Here is a 17,261-nt window from a genome sequence, read left to right as displayed (position 1 = left end):
GGCTTCTGGTGATTTCGGCCGGGAGCCTCTGTGTCGACCTTCCTCGACTCTGTTGCTGTCTTTTACTTCGGCCTCGTCGGTGGCGCCGCCGTTGGCCCGCTGATGCTCGGCTCTCGGGCCTGAGCGCCCGCCAGGCGGTCCGCGACCGCAGGCACCACGGGGATGTCCGCAGGGGCCCACAGGAGCCCTGAGAGGCCCGCAGCGCCCACCCAGCGAACCTCTCGGTGCTCCGTCGCCCGCGGGGTGCCGGAGACCAGTTCAGCCTCAAAGACGTCGAGGCGGATTTGGCGCCCGCCAGAGACGCAGCGCCCGGTGCCGAGCAGGGCGCCTGGCCGAATCCGGCATCCGAGTTCCTCCTCGATCTCGCGCGTCAGGGCCTCGGCCGGAGATTCGCCCGGCTCGATCTTGCCGCCAGGGAACTCCCAGCATCCGGGCTCGTCCATCGTGTCGCTCCGCAGCGCGACGAGGCAGGTGTCGCCGCGCAGGATCGCGGCTCCGACGACGTGGATTTCCGTCAGAAGGTGGCCCACCACGGCGTTTCGGTCTCGCCGCGGGGTTCGATCGTGACGTTGAAGCGCGACAGGATGGTGCCCTGCGCCCTTTCGAGCTCGGCCTGCGAGATGTTGTACTCGATCATCGCCTGGATGTGGGAGACCTTGGCCGCGGCGAGGTCGTTCTGGAACTTCAGAAGGTCCGTGGTCGTCACCATGCCGACCTCGTAGCGCTTCGTCTGGTTGCGCAGGTTCTGCTCGCTGAGTTCGCGGGCGACGCGGGTGGTCTCGATTCGCTTTTCGTCCGAGAGGACATCCGACACGGCGCGGCCGACTTCCAGGCTCACGTCCGCCACGGTCTGGCGGTACCGGGTGAACGTCTGCTGCTCTTCGACACGGGCGCGAGTTGCACGGGCCTTGGCTCCGGCGTTGCCGATCGGGATCTCGATACGGACTCCCGCCTGGTACGAGTAGAAGCGCCCGTCGACCATCGTCTCGAGCGAGTCGCCGTAGTTGCCCTCGAAATACTCGACTACGTCCGTGGTGTTGCTGCCGGCCAGGCCGTTCACTCCGAGAGAGCCGAACAGGTCGAGCTTCGGCAGCACGCCGTTTTCGTTGAGGGCGGTGTTGAGCTCGCGGCCCTTGTACTGGAGTTTCGCCGCCTGGATCTCCGGCCGCTTCTCCATGGCGATCTGGAGGGCCTCTTCCACCATCACGTCGATCTTGTCGTCAGTAGGGCGGTCGATGGGCTGCACGGCGCGGGGCAAGAACGGGTTGTCACTTGGAAGGTAGACCTGCGTGCGGAGCTGGAGCCGCGCCTGGCTCAGGTCGTTGGTCGCGACGATGACTTCTTCCTTGCGGCGGGCGGCTTCCGCCTCGCTCTCGAGCACGGCCACCGGCGGCAGGACGCCCACGTCGACGCGGGTGCGGTTGTCGCGCACGGTCTTCTCGGCGAGTTCCAGCGAGCCGTTCAGCACGTCGAGCCGTTCTTCGAGCCCCACGACCGCCCAGTAGTTGGCGATAACGCCGCGGATGAAGTTCGCGACTGCTGCGCGATAGTTCTCGATGGCTGCGTCCGTCGCGCTTTCCGCGATCCGGATCCGGAGGCTCGTGAAGTACAAACCGAAGCCGCGGAGAAGTGGCTGATTCAGGCTCGCGGTGAGCTGCGGGACCAGCTGGGGATTGAAGAGCTGGAAGGGCGCATCGAGTAGGCCGAGGCGGGCGTCGTTGGTCGACCGCGCGTTGTCCCAGTCGAGCGAGAACGCGGCACCGCTTCGTAGCGCCTTGCTGAGTCCGAAGTCCCAGTTCGCGTTGGTCTGGGTGACGCGCAGGGAGCCTTCGGACGACGCGTTGAGTACATTGCTGACCGGATTCGCGTTGCGCCCGAGTCCGACGTCGCCTCCGAGGATCGGATCGAACTGCGCCTGAGCCTCGAGGATGCCGGTCTCCTGGGCGAGCGGGGAGAGAGACTCCGCGATCACGGCCGGGTTGTTCTGTACCGCCGTCAGCACAGCGTCGCGCAGCGTGAGCTGCGCGGGTGCATCTCGCAGGCCGCTGATGAACGGATCCGGCGGCTCGGTTGTCGGCAGCTCGTACTGAGCGCTCAGCACCTGCCAGATCGACGGCCCGTCGACGAGGCCTTCACGCACCTCGAGCGTCGCACCCGCTTCGGGCGAGGAGCCCGCCGCCGCATTCACTACTTCCTCCGCGTGTGCGCTCGAGGCCATCGCCGCCAGTGTGGCGGCGGCGATCACGAGTGCCCAGGCGCGGAGCCCGGAGTGTCCCAAGGAGCTCTGCTGCACCAATTCTCGGGTATCGGCGCGCCGGGAGGTTGTCAACGCAACGGCGGGGTTGCACCGTCTGCACAATCGTAAAACCCGCCTGAGCGGGGCTCGTCTTGATTGCCTCTGGGGCCTTCGCTAGCCACCTTGGTTGCCGTCTCGCAACCACCTCGAGACGCCCCGCTGCCATGACGCCAGTCCCACAGAAGAAGTACTTACTCGCCCCCGGTCCGACCCCGGTCCCTGAAGCGGTGCTGCTGGCGATGGCGGCACCCACCATCCATCACCGCACGCCAGAGTTCGAGGCCACGGTGAAGGAGATTCGGTCGGGTCTACAGGCCGTTTTCCAGACCGCCCAGGACGTGATCGTCCTCGCCTCGTCCGGCACCGGCGCGATGGAGGCCTCGATTGTGAACACGCTGTCGCCGGGCGACGTGGTGATCGTGGTCAACGGCGGCAAGTTCGGCGAGCGCTGGACCAAGGTCTGTCGCGAATACGGCGTCGAGGTCGAGGAAATCGAGGTCGAGTGGGGCAAGGCCGTCGATCCTGCGACCGTCGAGGCCATCCTGCAGCGCCGTCCCGAGACCCGGGCCGTTCTGCTCCAGGCGAGCGAGACCTCGACCACGGCCATGCACCCGGTGAAAGAGCTGGCGGATCTCACGCGCGCCCGGGAGACGCTCCTGGTCGTCGACGGCATCACCGCCGTCGGTGTGGCCGACATGCCGATGGATGATCTGGGCATCGACGTTCTCGTATCCGGCTCTCAGAAAGCGTTCATGCTTCCGCCGGGGCTCGCGTTCCTCGCGCTCTCGGAAAAGGCGTGGAAGGCGACCGAGCGTTCCTCGCTCCCGAAGTTCTACTTCGACCTGACACGCGAGCGCGCGGCGCAGCAGAAGAACACCACGGCGTACACGCCGGCGATCAACCTGATGTTCGGCCTGCGCAAGGCACTCGAGTTGATGGTCGCCGAAGGTCTCCCCGAGATCTTCGCCCGACACGACCGTCTCGCGCGCGCCACGCGCGCTGGTGCGGCGGGGCTGGGTCTCGATCTCGTCGCGGCCGAGTCGCCGAGTTCGGCGGCAACAGGTGTCTTCCTTCCCGAGGGAATCCCCGGCGGCGACCTGCAGAAGTATCTGCGTCACGGGTTGGGCGTCGAGGTCGCGGGTGGGCAGGACCGCTTCAAGGGCAAGATCCTACGTCTCGCCCACTTGGGTCACGTCGGCATGTTCGACGTCGTGACCGGCATGGCGGCGCTCGAGTTCGGCCTTGCTCGTTTCGGGGTCGAGGCGCCGTTGGGACGGGGGGTGGCTGCCGCACAAGCGGTATTGGCCGAAGGCCTCCCGGCGCTGCCCGCCAAGTAGGCGCGGCGCGAGGAGGAATGAGGAGCGATGTCGTACCGCGTTCTCGTGTCGGACAAGCTCGCCCCAGAGGGGATGGAGCGGTTCGAAGCCGAAGCCGAGATCGAGGTGGATCACCTCCCCGGTCTTCCGCCAGATGAGCTTCTCGCCAAAATCGGCGACTACGATGCTCTCGTCGTCCGTAGTGGCACCAAGGTCACCGAAGAGGTCATCGCCAAGGGCGAGCGGCTGAAGGTGGTCGGTCGCGCCGGCATCGGCGTCGACAACGTGGACGTTGCCGCGGCCACGCGACGCGGCATCGTCGTGATGAACACGCCCGGCGGGAACAACGTGACCACGGCCGAGCACGCCATCTCCATGACGCTCGCCTGCGCGCGCCACATTCCGGCCGCGGACGCCTCGCTTCGGGGCGGGAAGTGGGAGCGGTCGAAGTTCACCGGCAGCGAGGTGACGGGGAAGACGTTCGGCATCATCGGCCTCGGCAACATCGGGCGTGTCGTCGCCGACCGCGCGGCGGGCCTCAAGATGAAGGTCATCGCCTTCGACCCGTTCGTGACTCCGGAAACGAAGCCGCTCGAGGTCGAACTCGCGACGCTCGAAGAGCTCTTCGAGCGCTCGGACTTCATCTCGGTGCACGTCCCCGCGACGGCAGACACCAAGAACCTGATCGACGCCGCCGCCATCGAGCGGATGCGCCCCGGCGTGCGCATCATCAACTGCGCGCGCGGCGGGATCGTCGACGAGGAAGCGCTCGCCGAAGGGCTGCGGTCCGGGAAGGTTGCAGGCGCGGCGATCGACGTCTTCGTCGAAGAGCCCCCGGCGGCCGACCACCCGCTCCTGCACCTGCCCGGCGTCGTCGTCACTCCGCACCTCGGGGCTTCGACCGGCGAGGCGCAGACGAACGTTGCCGTCGCGATTGCCGACCAGGTTTCGGCATTCCTTTGCCGCGGGGCGATCACCGCGGCGGTGAACATGCCGGCCCTCACGCCGGAGCAGCGCGAGCACCTCGGCCCGTATCTCGACCTGGCGGAACGACTCGGCTCACTGGTCTCCCAGCTCGGCTCGACCGATACCAAGCCCGCCGGTGCACCAGTGTCGCTCGAAGTGGAGTACAAGGGCGAAGTCGCCGACCACGGCACGAAGACCGTGACCGCCGCGCTCCTGCGCGGACTTCTCCTGCCGATCCTCGGGGACGATCTGAACTACGTCAGTGCTCCGGTCATCGCGCGCGAGCGGGGTATCTCGGTCCAGGAGACGATCTCCACCCAGCCCGGCGATTTTCGGAACCGCATCTCCGTAACGGTGTCCTTTGCCTCCGGGGCTCGCCATCAGGTGGCGGGCGCCGTGTTCGGCAGGCAGACCGTGCGGCTGGTGAAGATGAACGACTTCTTCCTCGAGGCGGTTCCCGAGGGCTTCATCCTCATGCTGCACAACCGGGACGTCCCCGGCGTCGTGGGGCAGGTCGGGACCCTTCTGGGCAAGAGCGGTGTGAACATCGCCGGCCTCGAGCTCGGCCGCGAGGGAATCGGAAAGCGCGCCGTTTCGCTTTTCCACGTAGACGACCCGGTATCCGACGAGATTCTCGACGAGCTGCGCAAGCTCCCCGAGGTTCTCAACGCGGCCCTGCTGAGTCTGTGATAGGACGAGTCTCGTGCCGACGCTGATCATCGTAGGAGCCCAGTGGGGTGACGAAGGCAAAGGCAAGGTCGTCGACCACTTTGCCGCACATGCCGACATGGTGGCCCGCTACCAGGGCGGCAACAACGCGGGACACACCCTGGTCGTCGGGACCGAGCGCACCGTCGTTCACCTGATCCCGGCCGGCGTTCTGCACCCCGGAACCACCTGCGTTCTGGGCAATGGTGTCGTCATCGACCCGAAGGTTCTCTGCGAGGAGATCGAAGGCCTGCAGGCCAAGGGGTACCTGACGGATCCCGACCAGCTTCGAATCGACGAACGGGCGCACATCATCCTTCCCGTGCACTGCATGCTGGACAAGGCCCGCGAGAAGTCGCTGGGCGAACGTGCGATCGGCACGACCGGGCGCGGGATTGGCCCGTGTTACGAGGACAAGGCGGCTCGCCGAGGTGTTCGCGTCGTCGACATGCTCGACCCGCGGTACTTCCGCGAAAGCGTCGAGAGGATCCTTTCGGAGCGCGGCCCGCTGTTGGAGCTCTACGGTGAGACGCCTCCCACGGTGGATGCGATCCTCGAAGAATACGCGGTCTACGCGGCGCGCTTGAAGCCGTACGTGACGGACGCCACGGTCGTCATTTCCGACCACATCGCGGCGGGCAAGCGCATCCTGTTCGAAGGCGCGCAGGCGGCCATGCTGGACCTCGACCATGGGACGTACCCCTTTGTGACCTCGTCGAACACAGTGGCCGGAGTCGTCGGGTCCGGGGCGGGTGTCGCTCCGAAACACGTTGGCCGGGTCCTCGGAATCGCGAAGGCGTACACTACGCGAGTGGGCGCGGGACCGTTCCCGACGGAACTCGAAGACGAGGTCGGCGCCAAGCTACGCCAGGTCGGCGGCGAGTTCGGCGCCACCACGGGTCGGCCCCGGCGGTGTGGCTGGTTCGACGCGGTCGTGGTTCGACAGGCGGCCCGGTTGTCCGGGCTTTCCGGTCTGGCCCTGACCAAACTCGATGTGCTCTCCGGCATCCCGACTCTGAAGGTCGCGACGGCCTACGACTGTGGCGGCGAGCGCTACGACCGGGTTCCCGCGAGCGTCTCCGCCTTGGCCCAGGCCCAGCCGATCTACGAGGATCTCGAGGGCTGGACCGAGGATCTGAGCGGAGCCCGGAACTTCGACGATCTGCCCCTGGCGGCCCAGAAGTACATCTCGCGGATCGAGGAGCTCACCGGCACGCCCGTCACGCTGATCTCGGTCGGTGCCGAACGCGACGAGACGATCCTGCTGCGCGACCCGTTCCTGCTGTAACCCCTCGGCCGCGGTTCGATTGACGCGACCAGCGGCTCCCGATAGGCGACCAGAGAGATGACCGCGGCCCTTGTGACCAAGAACCTCCGGCGCTCCTATGGCGAGCGCGAGGCGGTTCGAGGGATTTCTCTCGAGGTGAACGAGGGTGAGATCTTCGGACTGCTTGGACCCAACGGCGCCGGGAAGACCACGACCTTGTCGATGATCTCGACGCGCATCTGGCCCACATCCGGCGATGCGTGGGTTTTCGGCAAACACGTCGTCCGCGAGGTGCACGCTGCACGGCGTCTTCTGAACGTCGCCCCGCAGGAGGAGGCCCTGTACCCGGACCTCACCGGCCAGGAGAACCTCGAGTTCTTCGCCCGTCTCTGGGGCGTGCCGCGCGCGGATCGCCCCGCGCGCGTGGAAGAGGCGCTCGAGGCCGTCGAGCTGTCGGGGCGCCGCAACGACTTCGTTCGGACCTACTCGGGCGGGATGCGGCGCCGCCTGAATCTCGGCTGCGCGCTCGTGAGTTCCCCACGCCTCGTTCTGCTCGACGAGCCGACGGTGGGCGTGGATCCCCAGTCCCGCGTGCACATCTTCCAGGCGGTCCGGAAGCTCCGCGAGCAGGGCGTGACGATTCTCTACACGACGCACTATCTGCAAGAAGCGGAGGATTTGTGCGATCGCATCGCGATCCTCGACGAAGGCCAGGTTGTAGCGCTCGGTACGTTGTCGGAGCTGCTCGGGCTCTCCTCCGCGACGGAAGTGATCGAGCTGCGTTTCGCGGAACCGCTGCGCGACGAGGCGGCGCTCGCCGCTCTTGCCGGTGTGCAGAGGGTCGAGTCCTCGGGTTCCCTGGTTCGTCTCTTTGCTTCGCACGCGGAGCCGGTCCTCGCCGCTGTGTGCGAACGCGACGTCGCCGGGCAGCCTATCGTCCAGATCCGCGTCACACCGGTTTCTCTCGAAACGATCTTCATCGAGCTCACCGGAAAGGAGCTGCGGGACTGATGCGCACCGTGATCATCGCGGCCACCCTGGTCGCGCTCGTCTCGACCGTCGGCGGAGCCTTTTCCTATGTGTCGGGTGGCCCCATGCAGACCACTCAGAAGATTCTCAGTGCATCGAACGGGGTCGTCACCGGCGTTGGCGATCGTGATCAGAAGCTGGAATCTTTGAAAGACCTGCTTCGGGGCTTCCTGGATACCGAAGCGCTCGGCCGTCAATCGATGAGGACGCACCTCGACGACAAGACCCCCGAGCAGCAGGAGCGATTCTTCAGCCTGTTCCGCGATCTGTTCGTTCGGACCTACGTGCAGCGACTCCTTCTTTTCGACGCGCCGGAATTCGCGTTCACGGAAGAGAAGATCGACGGCAACGAGGCGCACATCGGTACGCAGATCGTCACGCCGCGCGATCGCTTCGCGGTCGATTACGACCTCCAGAAGACCGATACCGGTTGGCAGGCGACGGACATCTTCATCGAGGACGTGAGCCTGTCGGCGAACTTTCAGTCCCAGTTCGGCAAGGCCCTCAAGAAGAACTCGTTCGACGACCTGATGGACCGCCTCGAGCGCAAGTTGCACGGCAAGAAGAAGGACGCGGCCCCGCCGGAGTGAGCGATGGTCGCCGTCTTCTGGAAAGACCTGCGGCTGATCGTGCGCGATCGCGTCGCCCTCGTGGGCGCGATGGTCGTCCCGATCCTCGTGATCAGCCTGATTGCAGGGGCGCTCCTCGACAACGGGGATCGCACGCGGCTCTTGCTGCCGGTCGTCGACGAGGATCAGGGGCCGGTCGCGACGGCGTTCACGAAACTCCTCGAAGAGCACGCGAATGTCCGGTCGGTGAGTCGTGCGGAAGCCGAACGACTGGTGCGCGACGACAACGACGCGGCCGCGGCGCTCGTCTTCCCGACCGGCCTGAGCCGCAGCTATCTGAAGGGGCGTCCCGGCAACATCGAGCTTCTGACCGATCCGGCGCAGGCTTACGGACTGCAGGCCATTCGCGTCCTGCTTCTGCTGATGGATCAGGAGGCACAGGCCCTGGCGGATCCGCTTTCGGAGGATCTGATCGTCGTCGAAAAGACGAGCCTCACCGCCAGCCGGCGCGAGGTGAACTCGTTCGACGAGAACGTGCCGGGCTTCGCGCTGCTATTCGTGCTGATCGTGGTCATTTTCGGAACTTCAATGGGGCTCCACGACGAGCGCGATTGGGGCACGCTGCCGCGCCTCCTCGTGGCGCCCGCCGGCTTCACCTGGATGGTGCTCGGCAAGCTCGGCGCGCGATTCGTCCTGGGCTGCGTGCAGATGGTGCTGCTGTTTCTGTGGGCCCACTGGTTCTTCGGTGTCTCGCTCGGTCCGTCGCCGGCCGCGCTCGTGGCCCTTTCGGCGGGGATGGTCTTCACCACCGTCGCGGTGGGACTCCTCGTGGCCGGGTTCGCCCGCACGCGTGAGCAGACGCAGCCCCTGAGCCTGGCCGTGGTGATGTTGGTGTCTCTCTTGGGTGGGCTTTGGTTCCCTCCGGAGTTCGTTCCCGAGTGGATGCGGGAACTCCAGCCGGCCTTCTATACGAGCTGGGCCATGCGCGCGATGAACGATCTTGTGCTACGGGACAGGGGGCTGGAGGCGATCCAGGGCTCGGTGGCGGTGCTCTTCGGGTACGGGCTTGTGACTCTGGTGATCGGCATGAGATTGTTTCGGGCGCGCCACAGCGCGCGCTGAGGGAAGACCAGCGGGAGGAACGTCGGCGGCGATGGCCTTGGGAGTTGCGCGCGGGGGATTCGTCCTTGCAATGGTGTTGATGCTGTCTCCTACGGCGGTCTGCCTCGGCTCTGCCGACCTGGTCGATCCCGTTGCGGTCGATGGCGCGGCCGCACCAGTGGGATCGGCGAGGGGCGGCTTCGAGATGGAGCGGCTCGGAGTCGACCAGTTTGTCGAGCGAGCAATCGAAGCGGCGCCGGAGCTCGATGTTGCGCGCTGGGCGGTCGTCAGCCAGGAGGCGGATCTTCAGAGGGCCCAGGCGTCTGCGTTCCTGCCGGAGTTCACGGCGACGAACAGCTTCGGCTTTGCGCGCCGCGCTCGCGGTACCGTGCTCGATTCTCCCGACACCGTGGACACGCGGGCGTTCGGGCCGTTCAATCGTGTCGAGGTTCAGCTGGTCCAACCGCTGTACACGTGGGGGAAGATCTCGTCGGGGATCGAGGCGGCAACGCATGCCGTCGGGGTGAAGATCGCCGAGCACGACGGCCTCGAAGCCACGGTGATCGAGCAGACCAAGACGCTCTATTACAACATTGTTCTCGCACGTTCGGTCCGGGGGATCCTCGAGGAGGCGCGCAAGGGCTTCAACGATGCCCTCGAGACTGCTCGCGAGAGACGCGAAGATGGCGACGTCGACATCTCCGAACTCGACATCCTGTATCTGCGCGTCGGTCGTGCCGAGGTCGCGAAGGAGATTCCGAAGCTCACCGCAGGAGAGAAGGCGGCGCTGGAGGCTCTTCGGGTGCTCGCCGGGGGTGAGGTTCGGTCGCCGCTCGACGTCCGTGACCGCTGGCTCAACCCCGAGCCGGCCGTCCTCGATCCCGTGGAGGACTACCTGGCGGAGCTGTACGACGTGAGCCCGATGTGGCGGCAAATCGAGCAGGGTGTCGAAGCGCAGGCGAGCGAGTTGTCGCGCACCGAGGCCGAGTATTTTCCCGACCTCTTATTCACCGGCTATTTCGGCTACTCTTACGCGCCCGAGCGGGATCGGCAGCTCAATCCGTTCGCGTTCGACCGGTTCAACTTTCTCAACGGCCCCGGCGGCTTTCTCACTGTCCGGTGGCCGCTCAACTTCCACATCACGGCAACGAAGGTGCAGAAGGCGCGCGCCGAGCTGGGGACGCTGGAAGCGCGGCGGCGTCAGGCGCGAAGCGGGCTAGCGGTGGAACTCGTGAGCGCCTACGAGAGCGTAGTCGAGAACCGCAAGGCCGTGACGGATCTCGAGGATGGCCGCAAAGCGGGGCGGGCGATCCTCACTCTCTCGGTGACGAACTTCGATCTCGCCATCGGTGACGCCAGCGAGATCCTGAACGCGCTCGGGAACTACGCGCGGGTGTCCAGCAGCTACTACGAGGCCGTGCGCGACTACAACGTTTCCCTCGCGCGACTGGCGCGCGTTCTCGGAGCGCAGAAGGTCGGTGCGGGTGTGTCGGCCGTCAATCTTCGAGCGGCGGCTTCGGACGAGGGCCCGGATCGGGCGCCGTCTCCGCCCACGCGTTGAGCCGCCAGATGCCGGCCGCGCCGAGTAGGGTGGTCAGAACGAGTACGATCATGTGTGTCATGGGAGACCTTAGACGCCGAGGATGCTGAGGCCGGCGTCGGCGTAGAGAACCTGGCCCGTGATTCCGCGGCCCGCGGGGCCGGCGAGCGCAGCGGCGAGGTGGCCGACATCGTCTGCGGCCACGTTGCGTCGCAGCGGAGCTCGCTCTTCGGCGACGTGCAGTATCTCGCGGAAGTTTCGAATCCCGGCGGCGGAAAGAGTCTTGATCGGCCCGGCGCTGATCGCGTTGACGCGGACGCCTTCGGGGCCGACGTCGGCCGCGAGGTAGCGCACGGACGACTCGAGGGCCGCCTTGGCCACGCCCATCACGTTGTAGTTCGGGAACACGCGTTCGCTGCCCGCAAAGGACAGGGTGAGCACCGAGCCGTCGCTTGCGGACAATAGAGGCAACGCAGCACGGGTGAGGGCGACCAGGGAGTAGGCGCTCACGTCCAGGGCGAGGCGGAAGCCTTCGCGACCGGTGTCGACGAAGCGACCCGTCAGGTCTTCTCTCTGCGCGAAGGCGATCGCGTGCACGAGGACATCGAGCTGTCCCCATTGGCTCTGCACTTCGCCCATCAGCTGGTCGATCTGTGCGTCGTCCGTCACGTCACACGAGCCGAGGACGTCTGCGCCGATCTTCTCCGCCAGAGGGCGAACCCGCCGCTCCAGGGTTTCGCCGACGTAGGTGAGCCCGATGTGCGCGCCCTCGCTCGCGAGCGCTCGGGCGATCGCCCAAGCGATGCTGCGTTCGTTCGCGACGCCAAGTACGAGCGCGCGCTTACCGGAAAGCGTACCCATGCGGCGCTTATGGCACAGGGGAACCGAGATGCAATCGAGACCCTGCGTCGCACTCCACCGCGTTCGGGAGTATGGATCAGGCCGTGTCGGAGCCGGTGAGCCTTCCATCGCGTCCGCGCCGGCCCTTGTGGATTCCGCCGATCCTCGGCTCGGTTCCGGACCTGACGTCGGACCAGCTGCGCTTGCTCGGCTTCGTTTCGCTCGCGCTCTGTTTCGAGAACTACGACTTCTCACTGCTCACAGCCGCGCTGCCGTTCATCGCGGAGAGTCTCGATCTCGGCGAGGCGGAGCTCGGTGGCTTCACTGGACTGATCCGGCTGGGGGCGCTGCCGGCGTTCCTCGTAGTGCCGTTTGCGGATCGGGTGGGGCGGCGCCGTGTATTCCTGGTGTCGGTCGTCGCGCTGAGTTTCGGTACGCTCCTTACCGGCTTCAGTCAGACGGCCACCCAATTCGTTCTCCTGCAGGTGTTCACTCGGACGTTCATGCTGACGGCAGCGACCGTCGCGTTCGTGATGGTTTCCGAAGAGCTCCCCGCCGCGCACCGGGGGTGGGGCATCGGGATGCTGGGCGCGCTCGCATCCCTGGGGCACGGCCTCTCTGCGCTGCTCTTCGCCGGGGTCGAGTATCTGCCGTTCGGATGGCGTTCCCTGTACGTGATCGGGATCGTTCCCGTGCTGTTCTTGCCGGCGTTCCGGCGGGGCGTGCCGGAAACGGAGCGCTTTGCGACGCAGGAGGCCGACCAGGCGGGGGCGCTCGCCGGGTACTTCGAGCCGTTCCGGATGCTCGTCCGGCGTTATCCGGGTCGCGCCGCGGGCATCGCGGCGCTCGGCTTTCTTTCCGCGGCTTCCATGGGGAGCGCGTATCAGTTCACCGCACAGTACCTTCTCGTTCATCGCGGTTGGGAGCCCGGTCAGTATTCGATCCTCGTTCTCACGGCCGGTGGGCTCGGGGTGTTCGGGAACATCCTCGCCGGGCGGCTCGGCGATCGGATCGGGCGCAGACGCGTAGGCATCGGGTTCGTCGCGGTCTTCCCACTGCTCGCGTGGGGGTTCTTCCGCACCGATGGGTTTCTCATCGTGCTTTCGTGGAGTCTCCTCGTTCTGTCGCTGACGGCGAGCATGACGATCCTGCGGGCGTTCGCCACGGAGTTGTTCCCGACGGCGTACCGCGGAACCTCGACAGGGCTGCAGGCGATGATGGAGACGCTGGGTGCGGCCGCCGGTCTTGGCCTCGCGACCGTAGGTATGAGGTCCGGGATGGAACTCACTACGGTACTGCCGCTCGTGAGCTTGCTTGCGCCCACCGGTGCGCTGGTCATTCTCACGTTCCCCGAGACGCGCGGGCGCGAACTCGAGTCGATCAGCGAGTAGAGCCGCTCAGCGGAGCTTCTTGTTCGGGTGCGGGATCTTGATGCGCTCGACGCGGCGCTTTGTGTTGCCGCCCGCACGGATCTGCTTCGGTGTTTGGTAGTAATAGTTGCCGCGCTTGGTGTAGCCGCTGCCCCCCTTGTACCGCTTCTCCGGGTTGGGGATCAGCGCACGCCGCTTCGCAGGCTGACGAGGGTTCGTCGGAGCCTTGCGAGGGTCGCGGATGATGCGCCCGCGTGCGGCGGTCTCGGCGCGGGGACGCAGACGCTTCGAATTGTAGACCCGCCCACCGCTGCTGCCGGCGATTGCCGTCTGCGGGAGGCTTGCGAGCAGGAGGCCGGCTCCAAGAACGATCGTGGCGGCGAAGACGGTGAGGCGGCTCATCGGTGCGCTCCCTGGTCGGCGATTCCGGTGTCGGGGGTTCCGCCGGTCGCGGAGCCGGTGACATTCAGGTTGCCCACCGAGTCGGAGCCGGCGTCGATGGCCGGACTCGTGGGCTGGAGGCTCAGATCTCCGTTGTCGGGATCAACGAGAAGAGGATCGGTGGCGAGCAGCATTCCGGTCCCGGCGCCGAGCGCCGTGGGGTAGACGTCGCCCCGGCCGTTCAGTCCGAGCAGGGTGTGGCTCATGGTGGTCGTGTCGGTCGAGTGTGCTCGGAAGCCGTACTGCGTGTTTCCGGCGAAGATCGAGTCGCGCACGGTGAGCGTGTTGCGCGCACCCCGGACACCATTGCGGTTTCCGTACGAGGTGACGAAGGTGATCGTGCCGTCGGTACGGACGGCGCGGAGGCCCGATCGACCATTTCCGTAGAGGTCGCAGTCCCGCATTTCGAATCCGGTCGCCTTGCGCACGTAGACACCATAGCGGCCGCTCCGGGCTACGATAACCCCCGAAAGCGAGATCCCGTCGGCGTTCCCGAGCGCGAGCCCGTACCGCTCGGCATCGTTCACGATGACGTCCTCGATGGAGAGATCGTCCGAGCGACCCAGGGTGACGATTCCGCGCCGGGAGTCGTGGATCGAGAGGTTCTCGATCTGCACGCCGGTGGCGCGAATTCGGATGCCGTCCCGTCCGGCCGGGGCGAGGATCGTGAGGGCCGGTGAGGCGTCTGTGCCACGGATCTTCACGTCCTCGACGCCGATCTGCAGCGCCTCGGGGTAGGTCCCCGGTTCGACGAGGAGAGTGTCGCCCGGCACGACCTGAGAGAGCGCGTGCTCTAGCGTCCGCCAGGGCGTCCCCGGGACGTTGGCCTGGGAGCGCGAACGCCCGTCGTCGCCGGTGTTCACGTCGACGAACAACACGTCGAGAGGCAGTGCCGAGTAGCCGGGCGAGGGAAGGGCCGTGCTGGAGGAGTCGTAGTGGTAGCCGAGGTCGACCGTGCCGGAGTCGATGGCGCCGCTGGTCGCGGTGCTGCCGTTTACGGCGAGCGTCGAGGCCAGGTCGGAACCGAATCCGACGGCATCGCTCTCGCTCGCCTGCCCGGCCGCAACCTGCATCAGGCGGAAGTCGTCATCGGTCCAATCCGTTCCGCCGAGGATGCCGTCTGTGCCGGTCGGATCGATGTAGTCGGGAACGACCGTCTCGTTGCTCGTGCAGCCGGCGCAGAAGAGATAGCTCTCCGGATCGAGCGGAGTGGTGTTTGCGTTGAACCCGTTGTGGCTCAGGACGGCGCCGGGGGTGTCGATCCGCATGCCCGTGCCCGGCGAATCGGTGAGCAGATTTTCACGGACCAGACCGACGGCGTTCCGCAAGCTTGCGTTGCCGACTCCGTTCATCGTGAAGGTGTTGTGTGCGACTAGGTTGTCGACCGATAGCGGTTCCGTCCCCGGCGAGTTGTCGTGCGAGAGTCCCCACTCGCCGTTCGCGTAGCTCAGCGTGTTTCGGATGGTGGCGGACTGGACACGGCGAAGGTGGATGCCCGAGAAGAGCGATCCCGAGGCGACGGAGTTCTCGATGATCACGCCCGACACGTCCGTCGCTCGGAAGCCGTCGGTCGAAGACCCGGCTGCCGAGCAGTTCGTGATGCGGACGTCATCGCCGCCCGCGGTCACGGTGATGCCGGTCGTTCCTTCCTTCAGCAGGAAGCCGTCGATTGTCACGCCGGGCGAGCTGACCGCGAGGGCCGCGCCGGAGATGGGTTGGATGACGGCACCGCCGGGAGTCTCGGAGACGAGCGTCAGGTCCGCGCGCTCGATGCTCGCGGATTCGACGTAGGTTCCTGCGAGGGCGACGACGGTATCGCCGTCGCTTGCTTGCTGGAGGGCCGTTGCGAGTGTCTCCCACGGAGTGGCGGGATTCTGCGCCTGCGCCTTGGTCCGCGTGTCATCGCCGATCGAGGGCGAGGCGTAGTAGGTCTCGTTCGGCTCCGGCGGAGGAGACATGTACGCGGGGATCGCCACCCCGGCGGGGGCATTGTAGTGGTAGCCCACGTCGGCAGTGCTCGAGTCGGGTGCGCCGAGCGTCGCGGTCGAGCCGCCGATGTCGAGGGCCGACACGTCGTTCGAGCCTCCGTCGATCGACGGGCTGTCGTAGTCCTCGCCGGCTGCGAGGGTCTGCAGCCGGAAGTCGTCGTCAACCCAGTTGGCACCGCCGAGGAGTCCGTCGAGACCAGGTGCATTCACGTAGCGCGGGTTCTTGCCCAGATTGTCCCAGACGGAGACGAATAGGCTGGACGAATCGCGGTCACGATCGCGCGCGTTGTTCGCGAAGTTGTTGTGATGGGCGCTCAGGAACGTGCCCGAGAGGAACAGGCCGAGATCGACCTGGCCGGTGATCTGGTTTCCCCGGATCTCGGCGCTAACATTAACAACACGGATGCCGTCACCGTTCTGATGGACCGTATTGAACGCAATCGCGTTGCCGGTCGAAAGAGGCGCCGAAGCGTTGTCGACGTCGATGCCCCACTCGGTGTTCGCGTAGACGAGGTTGTTTCGGACGTACAGAGCACTCGATCGCTCGAGCGAGATCCCGCTGCTGCCGGCCCCGGTGACGATGCAACTATCGACCCAGGCGTCGGCCGTGTCGACGACGTGAATTCCGATGAAGTCCTGGTTCGTCGTTGCGACGCCGACGATGCGTAGGCCATTCGCGTTTTCTGCGCGAATTCCCTGGGTTCCGCCGTCAACGACGAGGTTCTCGATGCGCACGTCGGAGAGGCTGTCGACGGTGATGCCGACCTGGCCTCCGGGCGGGGTGAGGATCACTGTGCCCAGAGCGCCGACGCCTTGGAGCGTCAGGCCGGCCACCGTGACGTCGACCTGTTCGGCGTACGTCCCGGCTTGGAGGTGGAGCGTATCTCCGGATACGGACTGCCCGATGGCGTGTCCGATCGTCTGCCACGCGGAGCCCGGGCTCTGCGCGTGGGTTGCCGAGTTGCCGTTGTTCCCGTTCATGGGGTCGACGTAATAGGTCTTCGGTGTTGCCGTCGGGCCGGTCATCACCGCCGGGATCCCGGTCGAGGCGCCGGCGCCGCTGTGGAAGCCCGGGTCGGCCGTCCCCGAGTCCGCGATGGCGTCCGTGCGCGTCGCGCCGGAGATGTCGGCGTCGACCACGAGGGCCGATCCTTGATCGATCGCCGGGCTGTTCGCACCCTGGCCGGCCGCGAGGTGGGAGAGCGACAAGTCGCCGCCCGCGGGATTCACGAGCAGGGGGTCGGTGGTGGCGTTGTCCCAGCGGACGGGTTCTTGGCCGGTCTGCGTATCGATGTCCGTCGTGCTTGCGTGCAGGACGTTGTGATGGATGTAGGTGGGAGCCGTGTCGACCTTGATGGCGATGTTGGTGTTCATGGTCGCGACGTTTTCCCGAATCTCGCCGGTGGCGTGCTGGAACCGGATGCCCCCCCCGCTCGCGCCGCTGGCGTAGACGGTGTTGAAGGCCACGACGTTGTTCGCCGACACCGGTCCGCCGGCCGCGTCGAAGTGGATGCCCCACTCTCCGCTGTTGGTCACGCCGTTGTTTCGAACGTACGCCTGGTCCGTGTCGTCGAGGAAGATGCCGCGCTGGGAAGCGGTGTCGATGCGGTTGTTCTCGATCGTCGCGCCCGTGGTGTCCACGATCATGATCCCGTTGTTTGTCTGTCCGGAGAGCTGGCAATTGCGAACGATCAAACCATCGGCGGTCGTGGCGCGAAGTCCGTGCTGGCCTCCGGTGACGACCAGGCCGCGTATCGTCGCGGCGGCGCAGGTCGTGAGTTCGACGCCCCGGGTACCCGGGGCGGTGACCGTCACGTCCTGGAGGAGAAG

The 17,261-nt window shown here is 66.4% G+C and carries 13 protein-coding genes; 8 read left to right on the top strand and 5 right to left on the bottom strand.

The annotated features are described in order from the left end of the window. Nucleotides 1–62 precede the first annotated feature (62 nt). Together P8R42_16255 and P8R42_16250 are read right to left on the bottom strand one after the other, a co-directional pair. On the bottom strand, nucleotides 63–533 hold the full coding sequence (locus P8R42_16255; GenBank protein ID MDG2306167.1) for a (deoxy)nucleoside triphosphate pyrophosphohydrolase: 471 nt from the start codon (nucleotides 531–533) through the stop codon (nucleotides 63–65). Further along, the gene (locus P8R42_16250; protein MDG2306166.1) at nucleotides 515–2,293 is read right to left on the bottom strand and encodes a TolC family protein; all 1,779 of its coding nucleotides are present in this window, start codon (nucleotides 2,291–2,293) and stop codon (nucleotides 515–517) included. The genes P8R42_16255 and P8R42_16250 overlap by 19 nt, the downstream gene beginning before the upstream one ends. A gap of 167 nt (nucleotides 2,294–2,460) precedes the next feature. On the opposite strand from P8R42_16250, the gene P8R42_16245 reads away from it, so the two are divergent. The 7 genes from P8R42_16245 to P8R42_16215 are packed head-to-tail and all read left to right on the top strand — an operon-like array spanning nucleotide 2,461 to nucleotide 10,813. Next, complete coding sequence (locus P8R42_16245) at nucleotides 2,461–3,633, top strand: alanine--glyoxylate aminotransferase family protein (protein MDG2306165.1); 1,173 nt, start codon at nucleotides 2,461–2,463, stop codon at nucleotides 3,631–3,633. Nucleotides 3,634–3,660: 27 nt separating this feature from the next. After that, nucleotides 3,661–5,268, top strand: coding sequence for a phosphoglycerate dehydrogenase (serA, locus tag P8R42_16240; GenBank protein ID MDG2306164.1), 1,608 nt, complete (start codon nucleotides 3,661–3,663; stop codon nucleotides 5,266–5,268). 13 nt (nucleotides 5,269–5,281) lie between these two features. After that, nucleotides 5,282–6,574: an adenylosuccinate synthase gene (locus tag P8R42_16235; protein MDG2306163.1), complete on the top strand. Its 1,293-nt coding sequence runs from the start codon at nucleotides 5,282–5,284 to the stop codon at nucleotides 6,572–6,574. Between the two features lie 57 nt (nucleotides 6,575–6,631). Beyond that, on the top strand, nucleotides 6,632–7,564 hold the full coding sequence (locus P8R42_16230; protein ID MDG2306162.1) for an ABC transporter ATP-binding protein: 933 nt from the start codon (nucleotides 6,632–6,634) through the stop codon (nucleotides 7,562–7,564). Then, entirely contained in the window at nucleotides 7,564–8,172 is a 609-nt protein-coding gene (locus tag P8R42_16225) for an ABC transporter substrate-binding protein (GenBank protein MDG2306161.1), read from the top strand. Before P8R42_16230 ends, P8R42_16225 begins: the two co-directional genes overlap by 1 nt. Before the next feature lie 3 nt (nucleotides 8,173–8,175). Then, complete coding sequence (locus P8R42_16220) at nucleotides 8,176–9,273, top strand: ABC transporter permease (protein MDG2306160.1); 1,098 nt, start codon at nucleotides 8,176–8,178, stop codon at nucleotides 9,271–9,273. A gap of 31 nt (nucleotides 9,274–9,304) precedes the next feature. Further along, nucleotides 9,305–10,813 carry a TolC family protein gene (locus P8R42_16215; GenBank protein MDG2306159.1) on the top strand — a complete coding sequence of 503 codons (1,509 nt, stop codon included), beginning with the start codon at nucleotides 9,305–9,307 and terminating at the stop codon, nucleotides 10,811–10,813. Between the two features lie 69 nt (nucleotides 10,814–10,882). Here P8R42_16215 and P8R42_16210 read toward each other — a convergent pair whose 3' ends face one another. Next, nucleotides 10,883–11,653, bottom strand: a complete 771-nt coding sequence (locus P8R42_16210; protein ID MDG2306158.1) for an enoyl-ACP reductase — start codon at nucleotides 11,651–11,653, stop codon at nucleotides 10,883–10,885. A gap of 83 nt (nucleotides 11,654–11,736) precedes the next feature. Between P8R42_16210 and P8R42_16205 the strand changes: the two genes are divergently transcribed. Next, a complete protein-coding gene (locus tag P8R42_16205) occupies nucleotides 11,737–13,023 on the top strand; it encodes an MFS transporter (GenBank protein MDG2306157.1) in 1,287 nt (428 codons plus the stop codon). A gap of 6 nt (nucleotides 13,024–13,029) precedes the next feature. On the opposite strand, the gene P8R42_16200 is transcribed toward P8R42_16205, so the two are convergent. Together P8R42_16200 and P8R42_16195 are read right to left on the bottom strand one after the other, a co-directional pair. After that, on the bottom strand, nucleotides 13,030–13,404 hold the full coding sequence (locus tag P8R42_16200) for a hypothetical protein (GenBank protein MDG2306156.1): 375 nt from the start codon (nucleotides 13,402–13,404) through the stop codon (nucleotides 13,030–13,032). After that, nucleotides 13,401–17,261 (bottom strand): right-handed parallel beta-helix repeat-containing protein (locus P8R42_16195; protein ID MDG2306155.1); only part of this gene is annotated, 3,861 nt, incomplete at its 5' end. The genes P8R42_16195 and P8R42_16200, both read right to left, overlap by 4 nt.

The organism is Candidatus Binatia bacterium, assembly GCA_029243485.1.
Taxonomy (GTDB): domain Bacteria; phylum Desulfobacterota; class Binatia; order UBA12015; family UBA12015; genus VGTG01.
This window is presented reverse-complemented; position numbering and strand designations above follow the sequence as displayed.

What these genes read in the sequence shown, in the direction of transcription:
- P8R42_16220 (MDG2306160.1), top strand. Translation starts at nt 8,176, where the DNA reads ATGGTCGCCGTCTTCTGGAAAGACCTGCGGCTGATCGTGCGCGATCGC.
- P8R42_16215 (MDG2306159.1), top strand. Translation starts at nt 9,305, where the DNA reads ATGGCCTTGGGAGTTGCGCGCGGGGGATTCGTCCTTGCAATGGTGTTG.
- P8R42_16225 (MDG2306161.1), top strand. Translation starts at nt 7,564, where the DNA reads ATGCGCACCGTGATCATCGCGGCCACCCTGGTCGCGCTCGTCTCGACC.
- P8R42_16245 (MDG2306165.1), top strand. Translation starts at nt 2,461, where the DNA reads ATGACGCCAGTCCCACAGAAGAAGTACTTACTCGCCCCCGGTCCGACC.
- serA (MDG2306164.1), top strand. Translation starts at nt 3,661, where the DNA reads ATGTCGTACCGCGTTCTCGTGTCGGACAAGCTCGCCCCAGAGGGGATG.
- P8R42_16230 (MDG2306162.1), top strand. Translation starts at nt 6,632, where the DNA reads ATGACCGCGGCCCTTGTGACCAAGAACCTCCGGCGCTCCTATGGCGAG.
- P8R42_16210 (MDG2306158.1), bottom strand. Translation starts at nt 11,653, where the DNA reads ATGGGTACGCTTTCCGGTAAGCGCGCGCTCGTACTTGGCGTCGCGAAC.
- P8R42_16200 (MDG2306156.1), bottom strand. Translation starts at nt 13,404, where the DNA reads ATGAGCCGCCTCACCGTCTTCGCCGCCACGATCGTTCTTGGAGCCGGC.